General features: G+C 43.7%; 28 protein-coding genes. 1 reads left to right on the forward strand and 27 read right to left on the reverse strand.

Annotation, left to right across the window (positions count from 1 at the left end; genetic code table 11):
• Nucleotides 1-35 precede the first annotated feature (35 nt).
• From QZT18_RS01630 to QZT18_RS01680, 11 genes are all read right to left on the reverse strand, one after another.
• Nucleotides 36-1,109, reverse strand: a complete 1,074-nt coding sequence (locus QZT18_RS01630) for an LCP family protein (protein ID WP_294143735.1) — start codon at nucleotides 1,107-1,109, stop codon at nucleotides 36-38.
• On the reverse strand, nucleotides 1,109-2,539 hold the full coding sequence (locus QZT18_RS01635; protein ID WP_294143736.1) for a sugar transferase: 1,431 nt from the start codon (nucleotides 2,537-2,539) through the stop codon (nucleotides 1,109-1,111). Before QZT18_RS01635 ends, QZT18_RS01630 begins: the two co-directional genes overlap by 1 nt.
• A gap of 225 nt (nucleotides 2,540-2,764) precedes the next feature.
• Nucleotides 2,765-3,478 carry a CpsD/CapB family tyrosine-protein kinase gene (locus QZT18_RS01640; protein WP_294143737.1) on the reverse strand — a complete coding sequence of 238 codons (714 nt, stop codon included), beginning with the start codon at nucleotides 3,476-3,478 and terminating at the stop codon, nucleotides 2,765-2,767.
• 11 nt (nucleotides 3,479-3,489) lie between these two features.
• Nucleotides 3,490-4,437, reverse strand: a complete 948-nt coding sequence (locus QZT18_RS01645; protein WP_294143738.1) for a YveK family protein — start codon at nucleotides 4,435-4,437, stop codon at nucleotides 3,490-3,492.
• 157 nt (nucleotides 4,438-4,594) lie between these two features.
• Nucleotides 4,595-5,314, reverse strand: a complete 720-nt coding sequence (locus QZT18_RS01650; protein WP_294143739.1) for a CpsB/CapC family capsule biosynthesis tyrosine phosphatase — start codon at nucleotides 5,312-5,314, stop codon at nucleotides 4,595-4,597.
• A gap of 631 nt (nucleotides 5,315-5,945) precedes the next feature.
• Nucleotides 5,946-6,788: a tyrosine-type recombinase/integrase gene (locus QZT18_RS01655; protein ID WP_294143740.1), complete on the reverse strand. Its 843-nt coding sequence runs from the start codon at nucleotides 6,786-6,788 to the stop codon at nucleotides 5,946-5,948.
• A gap of 365 nt (nucleotides 6,789-7,153) precedes the next feature.
• Nucleotides 7,154-8,638 (reverse strand): lipopolysaccharide biosynthesis protein, encoded by a 1,485-nt coding sequence (locus QZT18_RS01660; protein WP_294143741.1) that lies wholly within the window; start codon nucleotides 8,636-8,638, stop codon nucleotides 7,154-7,156.
• On the reverse strand, nucleotides 8,635-9,759 hold the full coding sequence (locus QZT18_RS01665; RefSeq protein WP_294143742.1) for a TDP-N-acetylfucosamine:lipid II N-acetylfucosaminyltransferase: 1,125 nt from the start codon (nucleotides 9,757-9,759) through the stop codon (nucleotides 8,635-8,637). The genes QZT18_RS01660 and QZT18_RS01665 overlap by 4 nt, the downstream gene beginning before the upstream one ends.
• Before the next feature lie 38 nt (nucleotides 9,760-9,797).
• Complete coding sequence (locus QZT18_RS01670) at nucleotides 9,798-10,268, reverse strand: VanZ family protein (RefSeq protein WP_294143743.1); 471 nt, start codon at nucleotides 10,266-10,268, stop codon at nucleotides 9,798-9,800.
• 29 nt (nucleotides 10,269-10,297) lie between these two features.
• Nucleotides 10,298-11,770, reverse strand: a complete 1,473-nt coding sequence (locus QZT18_RS01675; protein ID WP_294143744.1) for an acyl-CoA carboxylase subunit beta — start codon at nucleotides 11,768-11,770, stop codon at nucleotides 10,298-10,300.
• Nucleotides 11,763-12,689: an O-antigen ligase gene (locus QZT18_RS01680; RefSeq protein ID WP_294143745.1), complete on the reverse strand. Its 927-nt coding sequence runs from the start codon at nucleotides 12,687-12,689 to the stop codon at nucleotides 11,763-11,765. Before QZT18_RS01680 ends, QZT18_RS01675 begins: the two co-directional genes overlap by 8 nt.
• 178 nt (nucleotides 12,690-12,867) lie before the next feature.
• Between QZT18_RS01680 and QZT18_RS01685 the strand changes: the two genes are divergently transcribed.
• Nucleotides 12,868-12,996: a hypothetical protein gene (locus QZT18_RS01685; protein ID WP_294143746.1), complete on the forward strand. Its 129-nt coding sequence runs from the start codon at nucleotides 12,868-12,870 to the stop codon at nucleotides 12,994-12,996.
• Between the two features lie 124 nt (nucleotides 12,997-13,120).
• Here the strand turns inward: QZT18_RS01685 and QZT18_RS01690 are convergent, their stop codons facing one another.
• From QZT18_RS01690 to QZT18_RS01765, 16 genes are all read right to left on the reverse strand, one after another.
• A complete protein-coding gene (locus QZT18_RS01690; protein ID WP_294143747.1) occupies nucleotides 13,121-14,515 on the reverse strand; it encodes an AMP-binding protein in 1,395 nt (464 codons plus the stop codon).
• Between the two features lie 15 nt (nucleotides 14,516-14,530).
• A complete protein-coding gene (locus QZT18_RS01695; protein ID WP_294143748.1) occupies nucleotides 14,531-15,283 on the reverse strand; it encodes an SDR family NAD(P)-dependent oxidoreductase in 753 nt (250 codons plus the stop codon).
• 14 nt (nucleotides 15,284-15,297) lie between these two features.
• Complete coding sequence (locus tag QZT18_RS01700) at nucleotides 15,298-15,537, reverse strand: acyl carrier protein (protein WP_294143749.1); 240 nt, start codon at nucleotides 15,535-15,537, stop codon at nucleotides 15,298-15,300.
• A 22-nt stretch (nucleotides 15,538-15,559) separates the two neighbouring features.
• Nucleotides 15,560-15,778, reverse strand: a complete 219-nt coding sequence (locus QZT18_RS01705) for an acyl carrier protein (protein WP_294143750.1) — start codon at nucleotides 15,776-15,778, stop codon at nucleotides 15,560-15,562.
• Nucleotides 15,779-15,839: 61 nt separating this feature from the next.
• Nucleotides 15,840-16,604, reverse strand: coding sequence for an SDR family NAD(P)-dependent oxidoreductase (locus QZT18_RS01710; RefSeq protein WP_294143751.1), 765 nt, complete (start codon nucleotides 16,602-16,604; stop codon nucleotides 15,840-15,842).
• 16 nt (nucleotides 16,605-16,620) lie between these two features.
• Nucleotides 16,621-17,709 (reverse strand): 3-oxoacyl-ACP synthase III family protein, encoded by a 1,089-nt coding sequence (locus QZT18_RS01715; RefSeq protein WP_294143752.1) that lies wholly within the window; start codon nucleotides 17,707-17,709, stop codon nucleotides 16,621-16,623.
• Between the two features lies 1 nt (nucleotide 17,710).
• The gene (locus QZT18_RS01720; RefSeq protein ID WP_294143753.1) at nucleotides 17,711-18,340 is read right to left on the reverse strand and encodes an MBL fold metallo-hydrolase; all 630 of its coding nucleotides are present in this window, start codon (nucleotides 18,338-18,340) and stop codon (nucleotides 17,711-17,713) included.
• An 11-nt stretch (nucleotides 18,341-18,351) separates the two neighbouring features.
• Nucleotides 18,352-18,993: a NeuD/PglB/VioB family sugar acetyltransferase gene (locus tag QZT18_RS01725; RefSeq protein ID WP_294143754.1), complete on the reverse strand. Its 642-nt coding sequence runs from the start codon at nucleotides 18,991-18,993 to the stop codon at nucleotides 18,352-18,354.
• A 24-nt stretch (nucleotides 18,994-19,017) separates the two neighbouring features.
• The gene (locus tag QZT18_RS01730; protein ID WP_294143755.1) at nucleotides 19,018-19,758 is read right to left on the reverse strand and encodes a sugar transferase; all 741 of its coding nucleotides are present in this window, start codon (nucleotides 19,756-19,758) and stop codon (nucleotides 19,018-19,020) included.
• Between the two features lie 49 nt (nucleotides 19,759-19,807).
• The gene (locus tag QZT18_RS01735) at nucleotides 19,808-20,911 is read right to left on the reverse strand and encodes a DegT/DnrJ/EryC1/StrS aminotransferase family protein (RefSeq protein WP_294143756.1); all 1,104 of its coding nucleotides are present in this window, start codon (nucleotides 20,909-20,911) and stop codon (nucleotides 19,808-19,810) included.
• Between the two features lie 48 nt (nucleotides 20,912-20,959).
• On the reverse strand, nucleotides 20,960-21,979 hold the full coding sequence (rfbB, locus tag QZT18_RS01740) for a dTDP-glucose 4,6-dehydratase (RefSeq protein WP_294143757.1): 1,020 nt from the start codon (nucleotides 21,977-21,979) through the stop codon (nucleotides 20,960-20,962).
• 71 nt (nucleotides 21,980-22,050) lie between these two features.
• Nucleotides 22,051-22,950, reverse strand: coding sequence for a glucose-1-phosphate thymidylyltransferase RfbA (rfbA, locus tag QZT18_RS01745; RefSeq protein ID WP_294143758.1), 900 nt, complete (start codon nucleotides 22,948-22,950; stop codon nucleotides 22,051-22,053).
• Between the two features lie 212 nt (nucleotides 22,951-23,162).
• Nucleotides 23,163-23,699, reverse strand: a complete 537-nt coding sequence (locus QZT18_RS01750) for a hypothetical protein (RefSeq protein WP_294143759.1) — start codon at nucleotides 23,697-23,699, stop codon at nucleotides 23,163-23,165.
• Nucleotides 23,700-23,789: 90 nt separating this feature from the next.
• Entirely contained in the window at nucleotides 23,790-24,710 is a 921-nt protein-coding gene (locus tag QZT18_RS01755; RefSeq protein WP_294143760.1) for an LCP family protein, read from the reverse strand.
• Between the two features lie 224 nt (nucleotides 24,711-24,934).
• The gene (locus QZT18_RS01760; protein ID WP_294143761.1) at nucleotides 24,935-25,636 is read right to left on the reverse strand and encodes a CpsD/CapB family tyrosine-protein kinase; all 702 of its coding nucleotides are present in this window, start codon (nucleotides 25,634-25,636) and stop codon (nucleotides 24,935-24,937) included.
• The gene (locus tag QZT18_RS01765; protein WP_294143762.1) at nucleotides 25,629-26,468 is read right to left on the reverse strand and encodes a YveK family protein; all 840 of its coding nucleotides are present in this window, start codon (nucleotides 26,466-26,468) and stop codon (nucleotides 25,629-25,631) included. Before QZT18_RS01765 ends, QZT18_RS01760 begins: the two co-directional genes overlap by 8 nt.
• Nucleotides 26,469-26,477 lie beyond the last annotated feature (9 nt).

The raw sequence follows: 26,477 nt of genomic DNA on the forward strand, positions 1-26,477 counted from the left end.
CCTGAACCAATCATCTGTTTCTATATTTTCACTTCCTAAGACCGTACTTCCTTATAAAATAACTGGATTACAAGCTCTTTCACTTTCTCCTCATCCGGATGGAACTCCTCATATAACTCCGTCCGGGCCGCCGATCCGGGAAGGGAGATGAAATCTCCGTCATCCATAATCTGCGGACTGTTCAACACCGCCAGTCCCATTTCCATATACTGGTCCTTGGCCATATTGGTGATCATATATTTTTCCACGTCATCCATCAGTCCGACTATCATTTGATCGTCTTCCTTTGCTCGGCGTTTTGCTGTTTCAATATATGCTTTTATGTACCCCTTCTGACGCTCCAGCCTTGTCAGAGCCGTCTGATATTGGTTGATATCTCTGTACCGGATGTAATGTTCGGCCTGCTCTCCTTTCAGAAGAACGGTTTCTCCCTTGACAAACTCCGGATATTTTTCTGACAGGGTTCCATCCTCAACCAGAACCTCCACGCCTCCGATTTCATCATTCAGAATTTCAACCGTGCTGATGTTTGTTGCAAAATAACCGTCTATCCGCAAACCGGACATCAGCTCCGAGACCGCTTCCGTCATCAGCTCGCAGCTCTGTTCTTTTCCGTCGCCGTAAGCGTAGGCCAGGGTCAAATGCTGGACGTCTTTCCCCAGTTCATTGCCGAAATAGTCAAACAATGTAATTTCCGTCATTGTATCCCTGGGAATCATCAGGATTTGGACCGTATCGCTGGCAGCATCCAGGGCCACCAAAAAAATGCCGTCGGCCTGGCCTGCCGCTCCTGAAACGTGATACTGCTCCATCTCACCCGTCGTATCGACGCCGATGCAGAGTATTGCGCGAATTGCTGTATTGCGCCTGTATTTTTTCCCCTTGTATTCCAGCACATTTCCTACCGGTGAACCAAGAGCTTCCATTGCTCCCCCATTGTCCCGCTCCCGAATACGGGCCTCTGTTTCCTGTCTTTGACGGTATAATCCCAGGCTGAACCAGAAAAACCATAAAAGAAGCAATGCTCCTGCAATCCCGAAAAAGGGGAACAGTTTTTTCCATCCGTTTCGATTCTCCTTCCCATTTCTATTCTCCTTCCCCTCTCCCATCACGATGCCCCCTTCTGGAACAGGACCACATACACGGTCTGAAAGAGCAGCTTGATATCAAGCCAGAAGGACCAGTTATCTATGTATTCCAGATCAAGATTTACAATCTCCTCGAAGTCACTGACCGTACTTCTCCCACTGACCTGCCACATCCCGGTAATTCCCGGTTTCAGGCTGAGACGCCTTTTATGGCGTTCCGAGTATTTCACAAATTCATCCTCGGTCGGAGGACGCGTCCCCACCAGGCTCATATCTCCCGCGAGAACGTTAAAGAACTGTGGGAATTCATCCAGGCTGGTTTTGCGTATAAATCTTCCCACTCTGGTGATCCTGGGATCATCCTTGATTTTAAACATCAGGCCATTCATCTCATTTTGGGCCATCAGTTCTTTTTTCCGCTGTTCCGCATCCATGTACATGGAGCGGAATTTATAGATAGTGAAACGGCGGCCGTTTTTTCCAATCCTGGTCTGTTTAAATATCACGGGCCCCGGCGACTCCAGATATATCATCGGCGCAACGACAATTCCTATCATCACAGTCAGAATCACGCCGGCCAGGCCTCCTGCAATATCCATCGTCCTTTTTAAAAACAGCTCCGCCGGGTCAAATATCCTGGGACTGTAGGTAAGAACGTTGTAAATTCCAAACTCCTCCACCACCTTCTCCTCCCTGCCAAGGCAGAAGGTATTCGTCGTCACATGGGTCACGATTCCCAGGTTTTCCATGTAGAGGATCAGCTCTCTCAGCCATTGCCGCCTCGACTCAGGCATGCTTACCAGCGCCTCGTCGATTGCCTCTCTCATCAGAAATGCCTCCAGGCTCTTTTCCGACAGTTCCATATAGCTTCCGCTCTTCCCGCGGAGAATACGGTTTATTTCCACATGCAGATTGCCTTTGTCCTTATGACCGCTGATTACCACGAGCGCAACGGCCTCATAATCAAACATAAAAGAGGTCACATATTTGTGCATCATCTTCAGGGCATTTTCCTCATTGGCAAACAGGATTAATTTCTTTCTGTTTTCCGATTTACTGTAATAGTCATATAGAAAAGACTTTAGTGATAAACGGACCATATACATAAACGACGTATTTACGATGAAAAAAATAAGGTAAAACGAACGCGGAAATTTCATTCCTACCCTGAATAAATACAGCAGGAGCGCCAGCCCCAGGGCCATCTGAAAATTGACACTGCACACGGTTTCCAGCTCGTTGAAGTTGCTGCGTTTCATCAATGGCTTTTTCTCCTGATAAAACAAGGCGACAAGAAAATAGATACATATCACCAGGATGCACCGGTACCAGAGCTCGGACGGCATCACCCCCGACAGGGAACCTTCTCTGAGAAACGATGTTACAATATAGGAAAAAACAACCGTCAGCGTATCTAAAACCATATAAAATGCGCGGTTTCCGACAATCATACTTTAATCCCCTGATTTCTTTTGTTGTAATTATTCAGTCTTTTTATCTTTCACAGTTGCCGCTTCGCGATTCACAGAATCAGTAAAATACCGTTTCACACCGGCGTAATCCAGGATTTCCATACAAAAATCCCTGAAAACATCTGGCGCAGTACTGCCTTCTGAATAATTGTTCTTGCAGGGACGTCCTGCCTTTTTACATTACCGTCCCGCATTATCTTACTTTTATTTTTTAATTTCCTGGCCATAGCCGTAACCGTAATGATATCTCCCATATTTTCCGTAATACCGGTAATATCCCTGCATCTGCATATTGACACGGTTTAAAACCGTTCCGAGAATCCGGCAGCCGCTGCGTTCCAGCTGTCTCTTTACCTTCTGGAGCACTCTGTAGCTGACTCCCCCGCTCTCCACCACCATAATGGCCCCGTCACAGTGGCCTGCCACAATAGCCCCGTCAATAATCGTGCTCATCGGCGGCGTATCGATGACAACATAGGCGTATTCTTCCCTAGCCCAGTCAATCAGTTTTTTGAACAGCGGTTCTTCCAGCAGCTCCGCCGGGTTTGGTGAAAGGGGGCCTGAAAAAATAACATCCAGATTGTTTATATTGGTTGTATACACCACATCCTCCAGTGTCTTCTGGCCACTCAGATACTGGGACAGACCTTCAATTTTCCGGTCCAGTTTATATCTGGTCACCAGGACTGATTTTCTGACATCCGCATCAATTAGAAGGACGCGGTTATCAATCTGGGCCAGCGAAGATGCCAGTGAAAATGATATCTCGCTCTTTCCCTCATTTGGCACCGCACTGGTCAGCATGATGACCTGCAAATTCGTACCCGAAAATTGAATATTCGTTCTCAGAGTCTTAATTGCCTCTTCATACTGGTAATCCTCTTTCAGATCACGCAATAAGCTGATTTCCTTACCCATCTTGTCTCTCCTTACCGATTTTCCTTATTGGTTTCGGTTTTATCTTTCGTTATAGCCGTCTGTGCACCCTGTTCTGTTTTTTCCGTCTGTATTCTCTGTTCCATTTTTTCCGTCTGTATCCTCTGTTCCGTTTTTCCTGTCTGTTTCTTCTCCTCCAGTACTTTACGCGAAAGCTCCGCTTTTTTTCTGGAAGTATGCTTTTTTGGCACCTTTTTCTTTCTGCCCAAAATTCCGTTTCGGGAACTGCTTTTATCTTCCTTTGAATCTTTCCGTTCCGGAACGACGGCAAGTACGGGAAGTTCCAAGTATTTAAAGACGTCGTCTTCCGTCCTGATTGTGTCGTTCATGATAACGGCCAGGGTAATAATTCCACAGGCCAGAAACAGCATCACAATACCTCCGACCGCCGCATTCTTTTTCACATTCGGACTCGTCTTAACCGTTGCCACCATGCCGTCCTCAATCAGCTTGGGAGGAGTCATTTCCATGATTTCTCCGATATAGTCGGAGGCGGCATTGGCTATCCCGTCGACGATGGCCTTGGCCATATAGGGATCCGGATCTGTTACGGTCAGATACAGGATTCGCGTATCCTTGGGATTTTCTAATTTCAGCTTTGCCGCCAGCTGCTTATAAGTGATATCCAAACCCAATGTATTAATTACTTCCTGCATTACCGGCCTGCTGCCAATCAGTTCCTTATAATCCTGGGTAAGCTGTGTGCCCATCTGCAAATCAGCCAGCGAAGTCAGCGTAGTTTCTTTTGACAGTACGTAAATTTTTGCCTCCGAAGTAAACTGGGGAGTCAACACGTAGTAGCTGTACGCCCCGGCAACCCCGGTTCCAAGAACGGCGGACAAAAGTATCCACCAGATTCTCCGTTTGAACTCATAAAACAGTTCCCGGAAGTCAATCACAATCTCATCATCATCCTGATATTGGCGTATATTCTTTTCCATGACTCATTTCCTTTATCTTCTTTTGTTTTAACATTTTCTTATACTTTCGAACCCTTTATGCTTTCGAAACTTTTATGCTTTCGGAAGTTTTATGTTTTCGGAAGTTTTATGTTTTCGAAACTTTTATGTTTTCGGAACTTTTATGTTTTCGGAACTTTTATCCGTTCGGAATTTCCAGAAGCATACCAGGATTTTCTACCGTCAGCTCCCTGAGGCGGTCTTCCCCTGCCTTCCTTCGCAGCCACGCCAAAGCAGCTTCACAGTCCGGGGGCCTGCGGGTTATTCCGTGCATATCGGTACTAAGGAAATCAAACCGGTTCTCCAGTATCATCTTTCGGCACCACCGCCTGTCGGAAAAATTCGTTCCTGTTTCCAGGCTCTCGTAATTCATCTGCATACGCATGCCGGCTGCCGACAGTTCTTGCAGCCTGTCGTTCCGTCTTAAACAAAAGTAACGCTCTGCATGGGCCAGAACAGGTATGTATCCGGCAAATATCATTTTGCGCAATGCCAGCTCCAGCCTGCTGTAGACAACAGTCGGATGAAATTCTATCAGCACATGTCTTGAGCCTGCCAGAGTTAAGAGCTTATGTTCCGACAGGTATTCTTCTATCTCATAAAAATACATAATCTCCTGTCCGGGATATATGGTAAGTCCCGGGGTCAGAACATCGGCCTCAGCCTGAACGGCATCCACAAGTTCATAAATCCGAGCCACATCCGGTTCATAATGTCTGCGGAAAAAATGAGGGGTTGCAATGATGCTTCGTATCCCCTGCTCAAAGGCCTTTAAGAGCATCTTCCGGGTCTCCTCCATTGTCTCCGGCCCATCGTCAATTCCGGGTAAAATATGTGCATGAATATCAATCATCCCCATACGTTTTACTCCTGTCCGGAACACTTTCCTGCAGAAATTTCTGCTTTGCCTCAAAGACTGCCCTGCAGAAACTCATGTATTCTGCCATTTGCCGCTTTTGTGTATCCTCACCGGTTAGCTTTGTGTTTTCTTCAATAACAATTTTTATCATGCGACTCCTTTATGCTGTAATGGCATGACTGAATTGATTCTTTAGTTGTTGGACTACTACATAATGTGGATTATGTTCCCGAAAGGGAAAGCAAAAGAACAACATAATGTGGATTATGTTCCTTGACAAGTAAAATATCTTTAGATGTAAACATTAGAATTGGGTAAAACAAATAAGCGATTCGAACGTATCAAACCGCTATGCGATGATTTCTCTGGAAAAATTTTACTTTTCTATTGCGCAAAATATGTTATAATGGGAGAAACTGGAATTTGATTGGTAATTTCTGGAAAACATAGAATTTTATGTAAAAATTATAGATTTTTCTATTAAGATACTTGAAAAGAAGAAAATTATGTTATGATTTCTCAGAGATAATAGTTACTTTTTTTTAATCCAAAATATGGACTATTTTGATTTTTTGTTATATACTACTACATAATCCACATTATGTTGCACCAAATATTTAGGCTGCAAATCTCATAATATCAGGTTCATTCGTTCTATCTGCTGTCTGTGTTCCGTCCCCGATGTCACAATATAAATCCTGGTCGTATTGATACTGCTGTGCCCCAACAGATCCGCCAGTTTTGAAATATCCTTCTCCATTCTGTAATACGTCCTGGCAAAAAGATGCCTCAAATTATGGGGAAATACTTTAACGGCTAATACCTTGGCCGTTGCACACAGCGCCTTCATTTCCTTCCAGACATTGCTTCTGTTTACCGGCTTTCCTTCCTTTGTCAGAAATACGGGGCCCCGGCGGATACGGTTCTTCCTGATATATTTCATCAATAGCATCCTGAGCTTATGAGGCAGGAATATCTGACGGCTTTTACCTTTACCCGTCGCATAGGCGATTCCGCTTTGCACTGACTCAACCGTGATATAGATGAGCTCGCTGATTCTGATTCCGGTACTGCAAATCGTTTGAATTATAAGGCCGATCCGTTCTTTCTTCATAAACTTCGCCGTATTAACCAGCCGGTTATATTCTTCCCTGGTCAGTTCCTTCTCCTCCGGACAGTAGACCTGGCGCTGCAATTTCATTTGCTTTACCTTGAATCCATACCAGCCGGCAAACTGCAGAAAATGGTTCAGGGATGCCAGCATTGAATTGACGCTGCTTACCGCATACCGTTCGGAAAGATTCTTTTTGTATTCGATGACTAAATCTTTCGTAATTTCCCGCGCTCCGAGGAACCGGATAAACTTTTTCAGGTCTCTCTGGTACTTTTCAACTGTGTGGTGACTCTTCTCCTCCTGGATTAAATATCGTATAAATCTGCCTTCCATTTCGGAAGTTATTGCGTGATTTTCCATTTTCCCTCCGTTTGAATTATTTTTACTCTCTATATTATCATTAATTGGAGGTTATTTTTAGGGGGTGGGGATGAAAAGTACTGGAAATATATGGAAGAAATTTATTTTTACTATCCATCTCCCGTTGAATCCATACAATAAGCGACGCGGTAACGTCACATCTCTCGTACAGGCCCCGTCGTAAATTGCGAAAGTAAAAGGAACAGATACGAACAAAAGATACGTCATCTGTTCCTTTTACTTTCGCAATTCCGCTCTGTTTTCATCTCCCTTCTTCTACGTCCCGAACACTAAAACTGTTCATGAATCATTTCTATCAATAAAAAATGCAGCCCGATTGCATTTTCTATGTTTAAGCCACTGAATTATTCTGTTAGCTGCTTACTTTTCTTATGGCAAAGACTGACCGCCCTTGCTTTGACATATCCAAAGGACGGATTGCGAGTAATAATCGACAAAAACAGATATGTCCCTCCCCCGATTACAAGCTGTACGGCAAGCTTCACAAAGCTGGTCAGCGGAAGGGCGCCTGCAAGGAACACGCAGCATCCCATTACCCCGCTCATCCACAGTGCCGGAAAAATATCGGTTATCTGCATACGAAATGAGTAGTTCAGCAATGATTTATTAGGAAATGAATTCACCAGCAGCGAAAAGATGGACAGCGGCAAAGCACATACCGCAACAGCGAACACCCCATACCGAATCGACCAAATCAGGCAGATGACCGTGACTGCTTTTTTAATTATTTCCAGTTTTAAGCTGATATCGCTTCTCCCCATTGCCTGGATCACCTGTAAGTTGGCAGTGTGCAGCGGCCAGAATGCATAACTGAAGCACCCTATCCACATATAAGGGACCGCAGCGGACCATACATCTGTGTACAATAACCGAACCAGCGTAGAGGATACAACTGCCAGCCCCGTCATTGCCGGAAAAATCAGGTATGTGCTAATGGAAATAGACTTTCTGACCAAAGCCCGCAGCGTTGTTTTATCACCATTCGCCGACGAATAGGCCGGAAAAAAAACACTCTGGATGGAAGTATTTACATTTGAAATGATCAGTTCGGGCAGATGATTACCGCGATTGTAAAAAGCCAGATCAGACTGTGTATATACTTTTCCGATCAACAGACTCCTCAGATTTTTGTAAAATGTGTCAATTAAATTTGATACAAATACTTTCCAGCCAAAAGAAAATAGCGGTCTGAACCGCCGGTAAGAAAAGCAGAAGCGCGGATGCCAGTCCAGCATTTTCCATAAAATCACCGTATCCATAAGCTGATTTGTCAAAATCTGACCTACCAGGGCCCAAACTCCGTAACCGGCATATGCCATTCCAACACCGACAAAAGCCGAACATACAGTTCCGCCAATCGTGGCCTTAAAGAAAAGATGGAACCACATTTTTTTTGAAATATATGCCTGCTGAATTCCATTGATCCCCCCCAAAACGATGGAAAGGGATAGAACCCGGATTACGGGGAGCATCTGAGGCATGTCATAAAAGTCCGCTACTGCTGAGGCAGAGAAAAACAGGCCGGTATATAGTACAAGAGACATACAGATATTGAAAACAAATACCGTCGTGAAATCCAGGTCGTCTGCTTTTTGCTTCTGAATCAGCGCTGTAGATAAGCCGCTGCTGACAAAAACGTTCAAAATATTTGTGATCACGGTAATCAATGCGACTGTTCCATAAACAGAGGGTGCCAAGAGTCTGGCAAGAACTACCGAAACGATAAAACTGACTCCCTGGGCACCGAAGCGTTCAGCCAGGCGCCATAATATGTTTGTTGAAATAGAAGGATTGTCATAGGTATTTTTTTTATTCTTTTGCTGATTCATTGTTCTTCTTTGTTCCTGTCTGACGTCATAACCAGGAACAGCAGTTTCCACTTATCCCGGATTAGATTAATATCGGTATATTTTTGTATTAAAGCCATATTTTTTTTCTTAACATCCGGGGAATAATTCCGGAAGGTCTCAAAGTTTTCCTTTGAGAGATTAAATGCATTTTCTACCCGAAAGCCTCTTCCCTCATAATTCGCCCACATCGTCGTGTCATTTCGGATATAGATCTTCACCCCCGAAGCCAGGGCAATGGCAATGTTCCCCATGGCCTGCTGCCTGTCATTAAAAAATATCCCTATATCCATTTCGCTGATAAAATCAGAGTATGTTTCTCCGTCCATCGACTCAGTAATAGGAACGACTTTATCTTCCCCGAAAATTCCGACTGCAGTCTGAATGATTTTCTCTCGATATTCTTCAAAACCTTTAAATCCATATGTAAGCGGAATGTAAAGCTTTAAGTCTTCATCCGCAAATGCCTTTAGTTCCTCGAGCGCTTCGGCATGACAATTGGTCACGGTCGCGGAGTTTCCAAGCATCACTTTTACCGTCTTGTTCCCACTGCCTTTTTTATTGCCTCTCTCCGTCAGTTTCTGCATCACTCCGGGACGCTGGATAGGAAGCGGGTAACTCAGAGAAAAGTGCTTTCCTGTGACATGGTACCACTGACGCGCCAGCGGCAGATCTTTATCTACCAGGGTTGCCACGTAACCAATCTGACAGGCATATTTTTGCTTCAGGTATTCCGTCAGTTTAACGCCCCAGCGGTTCGATTTTTCATTATGGCGGTATATATCGCCTCCCCAGATGACCCAGCATGTTTTCTCCAACCATTCTTTTTTTCTGGAAATAAAAATGAAATGTTTAAAATTAAATAAGCCATGCAGGATAATTGCATCACATTCATCGAGATTTTTAATATACTTAAAGAAATTTTTAGGGTTAATTACCTCTGCATGTCCTTCCGCCTGATTTAACCCTATCGGAGCCAAAGAATTCTTACGTTTTGCATGTCCTGTACAGAACTTGTGCTCTCTCCCATCAAAACATGTATTAATCAACATATACATATCCTGTGTATACATTGTCTGCGCCATTACATGTGTAATATTCATCTTTGCTTCCTTTCCGCAAATTTACATTAATTCATCATTTACATCCTGTTTTTTATCATTTTATATAGCCAGATGACGGCATTTACAACACAAATGGCTGTCAAAAATCCAATTGCATCCACCAGCACATCCTGGAATCTTGCATTTCTCCCATTTACAAAATACTGATGAAACTCGTCAATACATCCGTAAAGAAAACAAAGCAGCGCTGACAAAAACGAACATTTTAGAACGTGTATCCATGTCAGCTCCTTCTGTTTTGAAAGCAGATAGGAATGCGTAACACCTCCCAACAGGCCAAAAAGCGTTATATGGCCAAGCTGCCTGACATTCCACTCCCAGATAAGGAACCGTCCGTAGAACTCTCCATTCTCATCTTCCCTTAACATTCCAAGAATCCTTCCCGCCATATCGCTGAAATAGTGAGAAGAAGCTCCGGCCTGACTAGAAAACAGGAAAATAAGAAGCATCATACCGATGACACAGAGCAATAGAATTTTTCGCCGCATAATAAACCTCCAGTTTTATTGATTTCATTTTACAACGGGATATTCCCGTGTTTTTTCCGGAGTATTTTGGCTTTATTGAATCGTTTTTTCCTTAAGGCATCATTTAAAAGAGTATAAATTGTTTCTCTTGTTTCGGACGGCTGGATTACCTGATCGATATAACCCATTTCAAGTCCGTGTTTGTAATTGATGACCTCGGTCTTATATTCTGTTTTTTTCTCCTCTAAGAAATCTGCCCTTTCTTTTCCCGACAGACTTTTCAGTTCTTTTGCATATAATATCTCGACCGCACCGTCTTCTCCCATTACGGCCACCTCGGCTGTCGGCCATGCTATCACAAAATCGGCTCCCAGGTGTTTGCTGTTCATCGCAATATAAGCTCCACCGTAAGCTTTTCTCAATATGATATTGATCTTCGGAACGGTTGCCTCTGAAAAAGCATAAAGCAATTTTGCCCCGTGACGGATAATGCCCTTTGTTTCCTGTGAACTTCCCGGCAGATATCCCGGCACATCCGTAAACGTGATTAATGGTATCCCGAACGCATCACAAAAACGGACAAATCTTGCCGCTTTATCACTCGTGTCACAGTCCAGACTTCCCGCGAGATATCTGGGCTGGTTAGCAACCACACCGATAGTCGTCCCGCACAGAGAAGCAAATCCGACTACGATTGATTGTGCAAATTCAGGCGAAACCTCCATAAAAGTTTCGTCATCCATTACTGCGCGAATCACTTCCCTGACATCGTATCCGATACGGGTATTCTCCGGTATTTCAATCTCCCCGGATTTTTTTTCAAATAAATCCTTCCTTGGCAAAGTGGCTTTCTCTTCACAGTTTTTCGGCAGCATACCAACCAGACGGCGCAGTTCCTGAAAACAGGTTTCTTCATCCTGATAGCAGAAATGAGAGACTCCGCTTTCCCTGGTATGAACTTTGTAGCCTCCCAGTTCCTCTGCCGTTATGCTGCTGCCCGTTACGCTTTTCACGACCTTGGGTCCGGTAATATACATTTGTGCAATGTTCTCGACCATAAAAACAAAATCCGTGATTCCCGGGGAATACACTGCTCCGCCGGCACAAGGCCCTAAAATCACAGAAATCTGAGGAATGAACCCGGAGGCCATCACGTTCCTGTAAAATATTTCCCCATAACCGGCCAGCGAATCAATTCCTTCCTGAATTCTTGCACCACCGGAATCATTAATTGTAATAAACGGACATTTTTTACTTATTGCAACATCCTGCGCCCTGGCAATATTTTCTCCGATTTTCATGCCGAGAGTGCCGCCGCGGTATGTAAAATCCTGCGCTGCGACAATTACTTTTTTCCCATTCACTCTGCCTTCGCAAATCAAAACGCCGATTCTTCGTCCCTTATCGAAAAGCTCCTTATATTTACCATCGTCGAATAATTGCTCCAGCCGTTCCGTCACAAACAATTTGCCTTTTGCATGCTGTTTTTGCTTTGCAGCCTCTATTTTATTTATCTCATCCATTTTTATCCTCTGTATATTTTTTTCGTTCCTCTTTGAATACAAAAAATAGATATGCTATCAGCATCCAAAATTGAGGATAGCCCCAAAACGTATCCGACAGAAATAATTTTGCGTTCGCCGAAAGAAGGATGCAGATGACGAATGCCTGCTCATCCCTGGCACTGATTAAAACCTGTATGCTTTTGATTCCAATAATCAGGAACACAATAATCCCAAGCAGCCAGCCGAAATCGATAATCATTTCCAGAAAAATATTATGGCAGTATCCCCAATAATAGTATGGTGTGATAAACTGCCGGTCCCCGAATGCGCCGTATCCCAGGAACGGCATGTTTTTTATAGCCTCGGAAGCAAGCGAGTAAATGGCGTCCCTGCCGTTGTCACTGGTTATATCTCCGCTGAGAAACATTTGAATTGTTCTTGCATCAATGCCGGAAAGCCCTGATAAAATATCATAATAAAACGCGTTAAACAAAATGCCGAGAAGTACCGCCGCCGCGGTAATCATAATTTTTTTATGAATCGGGACAACCGAAAATTCTTTAAAAAGATAGAGAATTCCAAAAACGAGCAGGCACACTATGCACCCGCGGGAACCTCCCGTCAATGCCAATACTGTTGATATACAGCCTAAAATTAAGTAAATTTTTCTTTTTTCCCTTATAAAAAGTCCAAAAAAAATAGTGGCACAGAAAATAACCGTGTAACCAAAACCCAAATTGTAACTCTGTTCAATGGATTCTCCCGCAGCATTTAAAACGGTCCAATACCCATCGCTGACTGCTTTTATGAACTGATAGCCGCTGTAAAGTAATAACAGGAGTGAGGCGTATTTAAGATTTTCTATCAGCCTCTTGCTGTTCCTGCTGGCCGTTACAGCAAGAAAACCAAAAATCGCTCCACTGTCAGGCCGGAACACATCCTCCCAAATCCCATATGTATCCCAAAAAAAGAAACGGTCATAATTCGGATGCAAAAATAACGTGAGTGCAAAAAGGAATACTGTTGCACACAGAACCAGTAAAAAGCTCCACAAAGATTTATCGATCTTTCTTTTTGATATCATCAGAATCAAAATAAGAATAAGCGGCATATATATGATTAAATTTGCGAATAAAACATATTGGCTCTGTAATCTGGCAACGGCCAAAACCCTTCTCACTGCAAGCCTGACCAAACCACTTGAAAAATACAGACAGATAAACCAGGTAATCGCCTTATCATAATCTATATGTACGAAATTTAACCGGATTTTCAGTTTATCCATAATACATCAACTCCAATACTCATATATATACCTGCTCCATTCTATATTTCCGTCTCTACTGCCTGTCTCCACGCTGCCGGAATTTAATTCAAATTTTTGTACAGAATTTTTCCCGACTCATTTTTGGGAAGTTCCTCAATGACCGACACTTCAAATGCAGAGGCATTCAAATTCAATTTTTCTGCAAGGTAAGCCGGAATTTTATTCTTCAGCGCTCCGTCTACGATAAAAATCTTCATTTTTTCGTCATTTCCGGTACAGGCGCATTCACAGCTAAATCCTTCTTTTATGATCCGCTCCGACTGATCCAGGCTGATACGAAGCCCAAACAGCTTTAAAAACCGTTTTTTTCTTCCAATTATGTAGTAAAAGCCATCCGCATCACGTTTTGCAATATCGCCTGTGTGATATTCGCCGGACCACTCATCGCCTTTAAGCAAATCCTCACGGCAGATCCCGTATCCCATAGTGACGTTCGGACCGCGGTATCCTAATTCTCCCTGTGCCTCCGGCTTCTCTATTTCATTTCCGTTTACATCCAGCAGAAACAGTTCACCTTCCGGAATCGCTTTGCCAATGCTGCCGATTTTCTCCCGTGCCATTTCCGGCGGTAAATACGCCATTCTGGCGCTTGTCTCCGTCGTGCCAAACGTAGCACAGAAACGTTTGCCAGCGTTTTCCGAATACTCTGCCAGCGTTTTGAACATATCGTCGGTCAGTTTTCCTCCGCCTTCCGATAAAGTTTTTAAATCAGGCAGATCCATTCTGGTAAACTTAAGTTTCATCATAATTTCATAGCTGTAAGGTACGCCGGTGAAATTTGAACCATGGTTTTCTTTTATAAAATCCCAGAATTCTGTACTCATCAGATTGTTTTTAATCAGTAAAACCGTGGCTCCGACTATGAAATGACTGTTTATTACGTTCAGGCCCATCGTATACTGTACCGGTAAGTCCATAATACAATTCTCACCGCTCGTCCATCCAAAAACAGCCGCTACATTCCTGGCATTTGCTTCCAGATTTCCATACTTATACCTGACCAGCTTGGGGCTGCCGGTGGAACCGGAAGTTGTCATCAGTAATGCAAGCTTCTCATGAATTGGATAGACATCATAGTTTGATCTTAAAAGACTGTAGCCATATTTTGAATAAATTATGTCGCCGTTGCAACGCGTTTTCTGAGCATCGGGAATCCAGTAATAATACGGTGTGTACATCGTATCCAGTTCTTCCAGCAAAGAGGAATCAATTGCTGCGCTTAATAAAAGCGGCACTACCCTGACACTTTCAAATGCGGCAATTCCTGCCAAAGCACCCGCTGTATTCTCACACAGGCAGAATACGACGCTGCGCATCAGTTTCAGTTCTTCCACCTCTGTGATAAAATCGCACAATTCTCCATAAGTCAGCTGTGTTCCGCTGTCATCATGTATTGCTGTTTTATTTCTTTCAACGTTTTCTATATCTAAAAACATAGTAAACCTCCACCTTTACATTATTGTACAGCCGTCAACAGCCAGCGTTTGTCCTGATACATATTCAGACAAGTCAGACGCAAAAAAAGCACATGCCCGGGCTATGTCTTTTGGTTCAGCCAGTCTCCCCATACAAATATTTTTAATTCTGGCTTCCAATTTGTCCTGATCCGCCTGTTCCATCATTGGTGTCCTGGTAAGGCCGGGAGCTATGGAGTTTACCCTTACCTTCTTTTCAGCCAATTCTTTGGCTGCTGATTTAGTCAGTGAAATAACCGCACCTTTGGTTGCCGAGTATACCAGCTGGCCGCGGTTTCCCCGGACTCCGACCATAGAAGAAATATTCACAATACTTCCTCCCATGGGCTGTCTCCACATAACTCTGCCGACCGCCTGCAGCATATTAATGGTTCCTATCACATTCACATTGAACATCATATCCATATTTTTTCTGCTGATCATGCCAATGAGTTCGTTAAACTCCACCCCGGCGTTGTTGATAAGAACATCAATCCGGCCGCATTCTTTTTTTATCCGCATCACCGCCGTTTTCACCGCCGCTTCATCTGTTATGTCAAAATAAGAGGCACGTATTTTACCCGGAAGCTTTTCATCAAATTCCCGCAGCCAGTCGTCCATACAGCCTTCCCGCGCGTCATTTGCATAAACCGTGGCCCCCAGTTCGGCAAACAGTTCTGCGATTGCCCTTCCAATCCCTCTTCCCGCGCCTGTAATCAGGCAAATCTTTTGTTCGAGAAGTTTTTCCATTCACTAAATCCTCCTCAGATTTCTACGCCGTTCTTCCGGAGTATTTCCAGACCATTGAGATAGGAGCCATAATGAAGGATATCTTCTGTCTCAAACATTGTATCAAAAGTATCTTCTAATTCTGAAATCAGATTCAGGTGAGCAACTGAATCCCATTTACCTACTTTTCCAAAAACAAAATCTTCTCCCAATTCGCTTTTATCTACTGTAAATACGTTAACGAATATGTCATCATAAAGTTCTCTGTTATTCATACTTATCCTCCGTGTAGCTGTTCTACTTCATGCAATCCAGAATATCCGCGACTGTCTGGAATTTTTTCACGACATCGCCTGTAAGCTTTACTCCGCATTCGTCATCCATCATAACAATCAGAGACAGTTTCGCCATTGAATCATATTCCTCTATGTCGGCTAACTTCATCTCCGGAGTAAGGGATCCCTCATCTAAATCCAATGTTTCTTCCAACAGCGCTAATTTTTCTTTTTCACTCATCATCATTTCCTCCTGTCGTATTTTATTTAATTACGCCGGCTGGCTAATCCTGTCTTCCAAATCAGGATGTTGTCATCCCACCGTCAACCGGCAATGTAATACCTGTGATAAAGCGGGCCGCCGGACTTATTAAAAATGCAATTGCATTTGCTATATCTTCCGGTTTTCCTAACCCCATATACTGTCGAACCATAAGTTCCCTGCTGCCCCGGCTGTCCTCCCCGTTCTTTTTTATAAACTCGAGGTACATTTCCGTTTCTGTCATTGCAGGCGCAACTGTATTAATGCATACTCCTTTATCAGCCATCTCTCTTGCAATGCAGCGTACTGATGCATCCATCGCAGCTTTTGAGCCTGAATAAGCAAGATGCGCTTTATCCCCCTGCATGGAAGCTACCGATGATACACCGACAATCCGCATCCCTTCGTTAAATCTTCCCTTTTTACAGATTTGTCGAACCGATTCGATAAATCCAAAGTAATTGATATTAAATATTTCCAGCACTTTTTCGGGCTTGAATAATTTTAGAGGCATGGACATTGCAATTCCGGCTGCGTAAACCATCCCATCCAGTTTTCCCTGTTCCTCTGCTATCTGCTTAAACAACTGCTCTATCTTGTTTACTTCACTTAAGTCCGATACATAATAGGCATTATTTTCGCCTTCCAGCTCACCCAGAACCGCTTTCAGCTTTTCCTCTCTTCTTGCAACCAGAATTACATTTGCCCCCAATTTATTAAGTGTCAGGGCCGTCTGCTTTCCAATGCCGGAGGATGCCCCTGTTATCAGAATCTTCCTGCCGGTTAAATCAACGAATTGATTCATTGTTCTATCTCCTGTCTTAATATTTTCCCGGCTCAAATTTACCCTCCGCATAATAATCTTTCGTACGGATTACAGGAAAAATGTTATTTGTATCCAATACCGCGGATGTTACTCCCCAGGACAGTCCAATGCCAAATCCGCTCATCAGGATTTTCTTTTTCCCATCTTCTTTACTTCCAAAATGATCACACAATGTTAACGGTATCGACATACCTCCCGTATTCCCGAAACGGTCCAGTGAGATCAGAACGCTTTCCTTCGGTGCTTTCAGCCTGCGCGTAATCTGCTTTAAGATAAACTGATTTGCCTGATGAAAGGCCAGACAATCATACTCTCCAATTTCGGTTTCAGTCAGGCTGAGATATTCTTTTACGGTCTCCGGAATATCGGTAATTGAGAAGGAAAAGACAGATGTTCCATCCATAAAGATATCATAGAGCGATCTTTCAATGCCGTCGCTGCACACAAAAGTATCATGGGACGGATTCATGTCACGGAACCCTCCGGCCGGCAGCACAATCGATTGGAACCTGTTACCGTCACTCTTCAGTAAGGTTTTCAGTCTGACTCCCTCTTCCCGTTTAAGAAGTATCGCCGCACCGGCATCTCCATACATCATTACAATGGATTTATCAAGTGGATTTACCAGCTTTGATGCGGTCTCCCCTATCAGTATCAATGCATATTCCATATCTGATGTTGCCATAAGCGATGCAGCAGTCTGAAGCCCATAGACAAACCCGGAACAGCCAAGACCAATATCCATGGCGGCACATCCAAGAGACAGGCCGAGCCGTTTCTGTAAAACACAGGCTGTTGCAGGCCTCCGATAATCAGGAGACTGCGTAACAAAGACAAGCGCTCCTATTTTGCTTCTATCTGTTTCAATCTTCTCAAACAGATTTTCTGCAGCGGCATATGCCAAATCGCCTGCCGTCTGTTCCGGCAATGCCTTGTACATTTCCCGTATCCCGGTACTTTCGGTGAATTTTTTACAGGCCTCCATACCAAAAACAGACTCGAAGCTCTGAACCGTGACTCTGTTATCCGGTACTGCGCATGAAACCGCTTCGATCTTAATGTCATTAATCTCAAAATAAGACATCTTATTTCTTCCTCCTTAGTACAAACTCATTGTAATGCCCGGGATAAACCGTAATACCTTCCGGCAAATCCGTGATGCGCCCTCTGGAAACACATTCCCACTTATCACGGTTTCCTCCCGGAAATCCTAACTCCACCCCATGATCCTTAAACAGACTGTCCCCGGAGAAAAAATGTTTTTGGTTCACCAAAATGCCGATACTCCCATCCGAATGTCCCGGCAGCGCAAAGAGTTCAAAAAGATTGTCAAACCAGTAAAACCGTAATTGATCATCAAAGGTAAACTCCGCGGTGCAATGATAATTTTTCTCTATGGAAACGTATTCATCCTGTCTGGCATAGGTCTGCATCTGGCTGAATGCCTCAAAATACCGGCTCATGTTTTTTCTGGAAGTCCCAATATTAACTGCACATGCCCTGCTGCAAATCACAGGTGCGCCGTATGCTTCTTTCCACGCATTAACACCTGAAATATGATCATAATGTTCATGGGTAAGTATCAGAGCATCAACCTTTGAATCTGCACCGGGTGCCGTATTACGGCAGGGGTCAATTACGATCCTGTGTCCGTGCTCCGACAGCAGATACATGTTGGATGCCATCATGTCCGACTCGAACCGTTTGATTTCCATACGAATCCCCCTTAAACTTCAAACCGCTTTGCAGGATTTCCCAGTACCCGTCTTCCGCTTCTTACCTTGGCAAATACCGCGCTTCCGGCCGCTATAACCGCATCGTCTCCCACAGAGATATGAGGCACAATGAATGCACGGCCTCCTATTTTCACCCGCCGGCCGATTTTTACATAGCCTGCCAGTCCGCAGCCGCCCATCACACATGCATAATCGCCGATCTCTGCATCGTGTCCAAGGGTTGTGCATCCGTTAATCACGACCCCTTTTCCAATTTTTATATTTACAGTCATCATAACGCCGTGGGCGATGACTGAACCATTTCCGATTTTCACCGTATCATGCAGCTCTACGTCCGGTGAGATCAATGTTTCAAATTGAATTCCTTTTTGCTCCAGTTCTTCCTGGATGGCCTCTCTTGGCCCTGGTTCACCGATCGCACAGGTGCACACCACCTCGTTTTTATGGGCAAAAAGCCACTGCCTGGTTCCCAGAACCGGATAACCATTAATCTCAAGCCCATCCCGATAATAGGCATCATCGACGATAAAACCCCGCAGCTCATAGGTTGGCTTAACATGGTTAATCCTTTCTATCAGATAGGCTGTTTCTCTCGCGAAACCTCCTGCTCCAAATAAAACTATATTTTTCATATTTCAATCCTTCACATCCAGTTTTTATGCGATTTGCTCATCCGTATTTTTAGAATTCCGTGAATTTTCTTCTCCAGTAAATTCTCCATCGATTTTTTCGCTTCGAATCCCCGCTCTTTTTTTATTGAATACCAGTTTAATAAGCCTGAAAATCATGATACAGTCCGTTTTAAAGCTGATATTCTCAACATACCACACGTCGTTTTCCAGACGTTCCTCCCAGGTTATATTAGCGTTCCTATAATCAGGCAGGGGACACTCCAGTCCCGGCCGGACCGCATGACGCAGATGCTGACGTTTTGAATACCTTGGAAGATATTTCATCAATAACGGTCTTGGACCGATGATTGACATCTTTCCGCCTAAAATGAGCCAGAATTGCAGAAGCTCGTCAAGCGAGGTTTTTCTCAGAAATTTACCCAGCCTGGTGATACGTTCCGCTGCAGGCAGCAGTTCATTATTTTCGTTTGTCTCGTTGGTCATATTTCGGAATTTCACCATTTTAAACGGCTTTTCTCCCAATCCAGGCCTTTCGTGAACGAAAAAAATGGGGCTTCCCACATCCACAAAAGTGGCTGCCGCTATCAAAAGATTCACCGGCAAAGTAAGTAGTATTGCAGTCAGCGAGAATATAATATCGATCAGCCGCTTTACATATTTAACATAGAATGTTTGCTTTATTGCTAATTCCCCCGTCACGAAAGGGCTGATAAAATTTTCGTTCAGTTCTCCGAAATAATGTGGAGTTTGTTTTAAATCCCCCATCTTCTGCCCCCTCTTACAGTGTCCCTTTTTTTCAGATAGCTTAATTTTGTCACTGTCCCAGCGATAAAATCAAATCGCAAATCCGATCAACATCCTCCATTGCCAGTTCTGCATACATGGGCAGCGTCAGGATATTTTTGGAAACCCTCTCTGATACCGGTGTCTCTCCATGAGCGAATTTATCTTTGTATGAGTCCAGATCGTTCGTAGCCGGATAAAAATAGCGTCTGGAAAAAACATCATTCTCACACAATTTCGTATAAACCTCTTCACGGTTTTTCCCGAATTTATCTTCGTCAATATAAAGCGGAAAATAGGAATAATTGGGTTTGATGTCTTTGTTGTACCTAATTAACGTAAGTCCGTCTATTCCGTTCAGATGGCCGGCATACCGCTCATATACCATTTTCCTTTTCTCAATTTCCTCATCGACATGGCGCAGATTGCAGATTCCCATTGCTGCCCGGAATTCATCCAGCTTTGCATTTCCTCCTACTTCCTCAATAATATCCTCAGCAGTAATGCCAAAATTCTTCAGGCAGTGCAGCGGATTTTTCAATTTTTCATCTGCAAAAGCAATCGCGCCTCCCTCAATCGTGTGGAAGACCTTCGTCGCATGGAAACTGAACATAGACGCATCACCAAAATTACCGACTCCAACCCCTTTATATGTAACTCCAAATGCATGTGCCGCATCATAAATAACTTTCAAATTATGCTTTTTCGCAATTTTCTCGATCGCCTCCACATCACAGATATTCCCATAAACATGTACAGGAATAATCGCCGAAGTTTTATCTGTAATCAGCTCTTCGATTTTCTCCGGATCCATCGTGTAATCATCCGGCTTGATATCACAAAACACTGGTTTCAGCCCATTTCTCACAATCGCATGAGTCGTCGAAACAAATGTATATGGGGTAGTAATCACCTCACCTGTGAGTTTTAATGCCTGAATTGCAATTTCAAGCGCCATATGGCCGTTTACAAAGAGAGATAACTCCGGAACCGATAAATACTGTTTCAGCTGATGCTGAAATCTTTTGTAAACGGGTCCCATATTGGTTAACCAGTGACTATCGAATATGGGTTTAATTTCTTCAACAAATTCATCTAATTGCGGCATTGAAGATCTCGTAACTAAAATACTCATTTGTATATCCTCCTGACTTTTCCCTTGGCAGCGGTTCCCGCTGGTATTCTACCTATCACGATACATTTTTTCATAATAATTCTGATATTCACCGGTAATGATGCATTGCCACCACTCACGGTTGTCCAGATACCACCGAATCGTTTTCTGAATACCATCTGCAAACTTCGTTTCCGGGAACCATCCGAGTTCGCTGTTTATCTTCTCCGGATCGATCGCATACCGCATATCATGGCCTTTTCGGTCCGTTACATAAGTAATCAGACTCTCCGGTTTGCCAAGTGCCTGACAAATCATTTTAACAATGTCGATATTTTTCATCTCGTTGTGTCCGCCTATGTTATATACCTCGCCGATTCTCCCCTTATGAAGGATTAAATCAATGGCCTTGCAGTGATCTTCCACATACAGCCAGTCGCGGACATTCTGCCCTTCTCCGTATACAGGCAGCGGCTTATCGGCCAGCGCATTTACAATCATCAGAGGTATCAGTTTTTCCGGAAAATGAAAGGGACCGTAATTGTTAGAACAACGGCTGATGGTCACCGGAAGACCAAATGTGCGGTGATATGCCTGAACCAGCAGGTCCGCTCCGGCCTTAGAGGCACTGTATGGGGAACTGGTATGAATCGGGGTGCTTTCGGTAAAGAACAAATCAGGCTGATCCAGAGGTAAATCACCGTAAACCTCATCGGTAGAAACCTGATGATAGCGCAACATACCAAACTTACGGCAGGCATCCAATAAAACCGCCGTTCCTTTTATATTGGTGTCCAGGAAAACCTCCGGCTCCTCAATCGAACGGTCCACATGGCTTTCAGCGGCAAAATTAACAACCATGTCCGGCTGTTCCTTTTCAAACACGTTATAAACTGCATTCCTGTCGCAGATATCAGTCTTATAAAAATGAAAGTTTGGATTTTTAAACGCTGCTTCTAATGTGGATAAATTTCCCGCATAGGTCAGACAGTCCATACAGACAATCTGATAGTCAGGATGCATATTCAGCATATGGTAGATAAAATTGCTTCCAATAAAACCAGCTCCGCCGGTCACTATGATTTTCATACTCTCTTCCCTCTTTTTCATTTGTAAAAATCTCTCATATGTTCTGCAGCCGTATGGCCTCCCTATCTCCTTTATTCATAAAGAACATCGATATATTTTCCATCCAGAACATCTTTAAGATATTGGCCGTACTGGTTCTTTTTCATGCTCTCATAAACGGACCACACATCATCTCTGGATATCCAGCCGTTCAGATAAGCAATCTCTTCGAGACAGGCGATTTTCCGGTGCTGGTGGCTTTCCACTGTTTTTACAAAATTTGTTGCATCCACAAGGCTTTCATGCGTGCCCGTATCCAGCCAGGTAAATCCCTGTCCCAGCAGTTCCACATTTAAAAGCTCCGCCTCCAAATAAATCCGGTTCAAATCAGTAATTTCCAGCTCTCCCCTTGTACTAGGCTTTAGTTGTCTTGCATAGTCCACCACCCTGTTATCATAAAAATAAAGACCTGTAACACAGTAGTTGCTTTTAGGGCGCTCCGGTTTTTCTTCAATCGAAACTGCTTTGCCGGTTTTATCAAACTCAACAATTCCAAACCGCTCCGGATCATCTACATAATAACCAAATACCGTAGCCCCTTTTCCCTCCGATGCATTACGGACTGCTTTTTTCAAACGCTTTTTCAATCCATGGCCGGCAAAAATATTATCTCCCAGCACCATAGCAACCGAATCACTTCCTATAAAATCCGCTCCTATCAGAAAGGCCTGGGCCAGTCCATCCGGTGATGCCTGAACAGCGTAGTCCAGATTCACGCCAAAGGCTTTTCCTTCGCCTAACAGTTCCCGAAAACGGGGCGTATCCTGCGGTGTGGAAATAATCAGGATGTCTCTGATCCCCGCTTCCATCAGAACCGACAGAGGATAATAAATCATCGGTTTGTCATAAATAGGAAGCAGCTGTTTTGAAGTTACTTTCGTCAACGGATAAAGGCGGGTGCCGGAGCCTCCGGCAAGAATAATCCCTTTCATAAACTTTCTTATGTCCTTCCATTTATTTCATCTATGTTAATTTCGCGCCATACACATAAGCCTGTTTTCGGTGCACATGGAATCCACCGGTTTTGTTATGCAGATTCGATGCTTAAGTAGTACCGCGAAAAAAGTCTCTTTTAATCCTGCGTAAAACCGGGAACTTGCCCCAAAAACGACTGGGGCAGTCCCTGAGTTTCACTTACCAATGTTTATTTTTTATAAACAATAGTAAATGGTGTTGTTCCGCTTAAAGTAACGGAAATTTCTTTTGTTGCATAGTTGATGCTGGTTGGAGCCATCAGTTCCCATGTACGTGTTGCCTGATTAAAGTACAGAATCTGAACATCATTCAGACCTTCTACCAGGTTTGGAACATACAGGCTTACTGTGGTGGACCCACTGACAACTGCTGCCTGCACCGGTGCTAAAGGAACATAACCAACCAAATTGTTCGTTCCAATCGTGCGGTACAGAGGTTCTACGCCTGCATTGATGGTGTAAATCTTTTCGATTACGTCCCAGGCAATTCCGGCATTTTCATAAACACTGCGATCTGTACTGAGCGAAACTGAACTTCCGGCAGTACCGGTCGGAGCTGAACTTGAATTCAGTTCACCACTGATCATCGACTGCGTCGAACTGCTCAGCGAAGGTACGCCTTGAGACGAGCGTGAGCCTGCCAGAGCTGTAAAAGGCTGTGTCATCAGGACAGCAGCGGTTAACACTCCTACGATTTTCCTCTTCATGTCACATCACCCTTCCTTTCTTCTAATTTTTATCAATAAATAGCATTTAGCTAGTTATTGCCGTTAGGCGTGCGTATCATGCTTATCCTGTTATATTTCTTTGTAGAACAGTTCTATCATGATCCGTTTCAATTCATCCAGGTCCGGGTAAAATTCATCAAAATTGATCGTCTCCACCGCCTGGCCCGGTATTGATAAGAAATCGTTTTCTCCCAGTTGCTGCTGACTGTTTAAGACTGCCAGACCCATATCGAGATACTGGTCTTTAGCCATATTTGTAATCATGTGATCTTCTATATCATTGACAAGCCTTGTTATCAGTTCATTGTCTTTTCCCGCCTCTTCTCTGGCGGTTTCAAAATAGGCCTGTATATATTGTTTCTGGCGATCCATTCTGCTGAGAGCAGTCTGCGACTTCGTAATATCACGGTACCGCACAAAGATTTCTGCCTGACTCCCGTTTAAGTGTACGGTGTTCCCTTTTTTAAGCATTGGATCCCTTACTTCCAGCCCTTCTTCTTTTACGGTAACAGTTACTCCTCCTACCGCATCATTTAAGAGCGGGATGGAACTGACGTTCATTGCAAGATATCCGTCAAGACGTATTCCAAAACATAAATCTGAGACAGCCTCCGAAAGGAGTTCACAGCTCTTTTCCCTGCCGTCTCCATAAGCGTAAGCCAGGGTCAGATGCTGGACATCTTTTCCCAATTCGTTTCCCATTAAATCAAACAAAGTAATCTCCGTCATTGTATCTCTGGGAATCATTAAAATCCTGACCGTATCTCTGGCCATATCCTGTGCCACCAGAAAAAGGCCGTCTGCCTGTCCGGCCACTCCGGAGGCAGTTTTCTGCTCCATATCCCCTTCCGTGTCCACGCCAATGCAAAGAATTGCACGAATTGAGGTATTTCTTCTGTATTTTTTTCCATCCAGTTCGATGATATCTTTCGACGGCACCCCGGAAGAAGCGGAGGCTTCGGCCGTATTTCCAGCTTCTGCTAATTTCATTGTTTTTTTCTGCGTGTAATAGTGGTCCGCAAACATAAAAAAGGCGCCTGCTATACAAAATACGATTAAAACAATTGACCACTTTTGCTTCTTTTCCTTCTCTGACAGGTTCTTTTTTCTATTCATAAGTGATTTTTTTTCAGCAGATTCTTCCTTTTTTTCACGCATGCTTTACTATTTCTCCCTGGCAGTTTTCTGCCACAGTCTGGTGTATCACAAGCCAATTATTGCTTGCTGCTGTATTCTTTTCCGTAATATTTTCCATATTTCCCATAGTAGTAGTAACTGTTTTGTCTAACATCCACCTTATTTAATACTGCGCCTAAGATCCGGCATCCGCTCTTTTCAAGCTGGCCTTTCACCTTCTGCAAGAGACGATGACTGATCTTGCCGCTCTCAATAACCAGTATTGCGCCGTCACAGTTACGTCCGATAATTGCGCCATCAATCAGGTTTCCCATTGGAGGCGTATCAATTATGATATAATCAAAGTTTTCTCTTCCCCATGCGATTAATTTATCAAAAAGCGGTTCTGCTAACAGCTCTGCCGGATTAGGAGAATAAGGTCCGGAAAAAATCATAGTCAGATTCGGCAGGTTTGTCGTATAAACTACCTCATTCAACTTTTTTTGTCCGCTAAGATATTGGGACAGGCCATCTACCCTCCGGTCTAACTGATACCGTGTTACAAGAATAGATTTACGGATGTCTGCGTCAATTAAGAGGACCTTTTTATCCAATTGTGCCAGGGACGCCGCCAAATGAAAGGTTGTCTCACTTTTCCCTTCACTGGGAACAGAACTGGTAAGCATGACAACCTGGATGCCTGTACCTGAAAACTGGATATTCGTACGAAGTGTTTTCATCGCCTCATTATATTGATAGTCATCTATTGCTGTTCTTTTTAAAAAGACTTCGTTATCCATTTATCCGCTCCTCCTCTTTATGTCCCTTTACTTCCTCTTTAAGTCCTTTTTCCAGGGACTTTTCCCATTTCTGTTCTTCCTTTATCGTCTTTTCCTTTTTAGCTTCTTCCATTGTTTTGTTTTTTTCTTTTTTCTTGCCTTTTTCCCTCTTTTTCGGTATAACAGCCAGTACAGGCATGCTCAGATATCTTTCAACATCCTCTTCGCTCTTGACAGTATCGTTAAAGACAACACGAACCGCTATCAGTGCACAGATTAAAAACACTGCCAGAATTCCTCCGAGTAGTGCATTTCTCTTTATGCTGGGACTGTACGGCTCAGATGCGACCACACCATCTTCAATCATTTTCGGTGGTACCATTTCCATAATTTCTCCAATGTAGTCGGAGGCTGTGTTGGCGATGTCGTCTACAATCTGTTTGGCCATATAGGGATTCTCATCCCGTACCGTTAAAGATAAAATTCTGGTATTTTGCGGGTTTTCCACAGTCAGCTTTCCGGCCAGTTCCTTATAAGAATAGTCTAAATTAAGATGATTGATTACCCCCTCCATAACCGGACGGCTGCTGACCAACACCTTATAGTCCTGCGTAAGCTGACTTCCGATTTGCAGATCCGCCAGAGAAGTCAGAGTTGTCTCCTTTGATAATATGTATAACTTCGCTTCCGATTTATATTGCGGAGTTATTAAAAATGCGCTGCCGGCGCCCACAATACCAATCCCCAGAATCAGCGCTACGATAATCAGCCATAATCTTTTTTTCAGTTCAAAAAGCAGTTCGCGCAGATCAATCTCTATCTCTTCCTTGTCTTCTGTGTACATCTTTTCCATTTCTAAAGC

This window comes from uncultured Clostridium sp., assembly GCF_900547735.1.
GTDB lineage: Bacteria > Bacillota > Clostridia > Lachnospirales > Lachnospiraceae > Otoolea.

What these genes read in the sequence shown, in the direction of transcription:
- QZT18_RS01630 (WP_294143735.1), bottom strand. Translation starts at nt 1,109, where the DNA reads ATGGGAGAGGGGAAGGAGAATAGAAATGGGAAGGAGAATCGAAACGGA.
- QZT18_RS01640 (WP_294143737.1), bottom strand. Translation starts at nt 3,478, where the DNA reads ATGGGTAAGGAAATCAGCTTATTGCGTGATCTGAAAGAGGATTACCAG.
- QZT18_RS01710 (WP_294143751.1), bottom strand. Translation starts at nt 16,604, where the DNA reads ATGAATCAATTCGTTGATTTAACCGGCAGGAAGATTCTGATAACAGGG.
- QZT18_RS01675 (WP_294143744.1), bottom strand. Translation starts at nt 11,770, where the DNA reads ATGGATGAGATAAATAAAATAGAGGCTGCAAAGCAAAAACAGCATGCA.
- QZT18_RS01645 (WP_294143738.1), bottom strand. Translation starts at nt 4,437, where the DNA reads ATGGAAAAGAATATACGCCAATATCAGGATGATGATGAGATTGTGATT.
- rfbB (WP_294143757.1), bottom strand. Translation starts at nt 21,979, where the DNA reads ATGAAAATCATAGTGACCGGCGGAGCTGGTTTTATTGGAAGCAATTTT.
- QZT18_RS01635 (WP_294143736.1), bottom strand. Translation starts at nt 2,539, where the DNA reads ATGATTGTCGGAAACCGCGCATTTTATATGGTTTTAGATACGCTGACG.
- QZT18_RS01735 (WP_294143756.1), bottom strand. Translation starts at nt 20,911, where the DNA reads ATGAGTATTTTAGTTACGAGATCTTCAATGCCGCAATTAGATGAATTT.
- QZT18_RS01660 (WP_294143741.1), bottom strand. Translation starts at nt 8,638, where the DNA reads ATGAATCAGCAAAAGAATAAAAAAAATACCTATGACAATCCTTCTATT.
- QZT18_RS01650 (WP_294143739.1), bottom strand. Translation starts at nt 5,314, where the DNA reads ATGGGGATGATTGATATTCATGCACATATTTTACCCGGAATTGACGAT.
- QZT18_RS01685 (WP_294143746.1), top strand. Translation starts at nt 12,868, where the DNA reads ATGATTAAATTTGCGAATAAAACATATTGGCTCTGTAATCTGGCAACG.
- QZT18_RS01705 (WP_294143750.1), bottom strand. Translation starts at nt 15,778, where the DNA reads ATGAGTGAAAAAGAAAAATTAGCGCTGTTGGAAGAAACATTGGATTTA.
- QZT18_RS01760 (WP_294143761.1), bottom strand. Translation starts at nt 25,636, where the DNA reads ATGGATAACGAAGTCTTTTTAAAAAGAACAGCAATAGATGACTATCAA.
- QZT18_RS01725 (WP_294143754.1), bottom strand. Translation starts at nt 18,993, where the DNA reads ATGAAAAATATAGTTTTATTTGGAGCAGGAGGTTTCGCGAGAGAAACA.
- QZT18_RS01690 (WP_294143747.1), bottom strand. Translation starts at nt 14,515, where the DNA reads ATGTTTTTAGATATAGAAAACGTTGAAAGAAATAAAACAGCAATACAT.
- QZT18_RS01750 (WP_294143759.1), bottom strand. Translation starts at nt 23,699, where the DNA reads ATGAAGAGGAAAATCGTAGGAGTGTTAACCGCTGCTGTCCTGATGACA.
- QZT18_RS01765 (WP_294143762.1), bottom strand. Translation starts at nt 26,468, where the DNA reads ATGGAAAAGATGTACACAGAAGACAAGGAAGAGATAGAGATTGATCTG.
- QZT18_RS01665 (WP_294143742.1), bottom strand. Translation starts at nt 9,759, where the DNA reads ATGAATATTACACATGTAATGGCGCAGACAATGTATACACAGGATATG.
- QZT18_RS01730 (WP_294143755.1), bottom strand. Translation starts at nt 19,758, where the DNA reads ATGGGGGATTTAAAACAAACTCCACATTATTTCGGAGAACTGAACGAA.
- QZT18_RS01720 (WP_294143753.1), bottom strand. Translation starts at nt 18,340, where the DNA reads ATGGAAATCAAACGGTTCGAGTCGGACATGATGGCATCCAACATGTAT.
- QZT18_RS01670 (WP_294143743.1), bottom strand. Translation starts at nt 10,268, where the DNA reads ATGCGGCGAAAAATTCTATTGCTCTGTGTCATCGGTATGATGCTTCTT.
- QZT18_RS01755 (WP_294143760.1), bottom strand. Translation starts at nt 24,710, where the DNA reads ATGAAATTAGCAGAAGCTGGAAATACGGCCGAAGCCTCCGCTTCTTCC.
- rfbA (WP_294143758.1), bottom strand. Translation starts at nt 22,950, where the DNA reads ATGAAAGGGATTATTCTTGCCGGAGGCTCCGGCACCCGCCTTTATCCG.
- QZT18_RS01700 (WP_294143749.1), bottom strand. Translation starts at nt 15,537, where the DNA reads ATGAATAACAGAGAACTTTATGATGACATATTCGTTAACGTATTTACA.
- QZT18_RS01715 (WP_294143752.1), bottom strand. Translation starts at nt 17,709, where the DNA reads ATGTCTTATTTTGAGATTAATGACATTAAGATCGAAGCGGTTTCATGC.
- QZT18_RS01695 (WP_294143748.1), bottom strand. Translation starts at nt 15,283, where the DNA reads ATGGAAAAACTTCTCGAACAAAAGATTTGCCTGATTACAGGCGCGGGA.
- QZT18_RS01655 (WP_294143740.1), bottom strand. Translation starts at nt 6,788, where the DNA reads ATGGAAAATCACGCAATAACTTCCGAAATGGAAGGCAGATTTATACGA.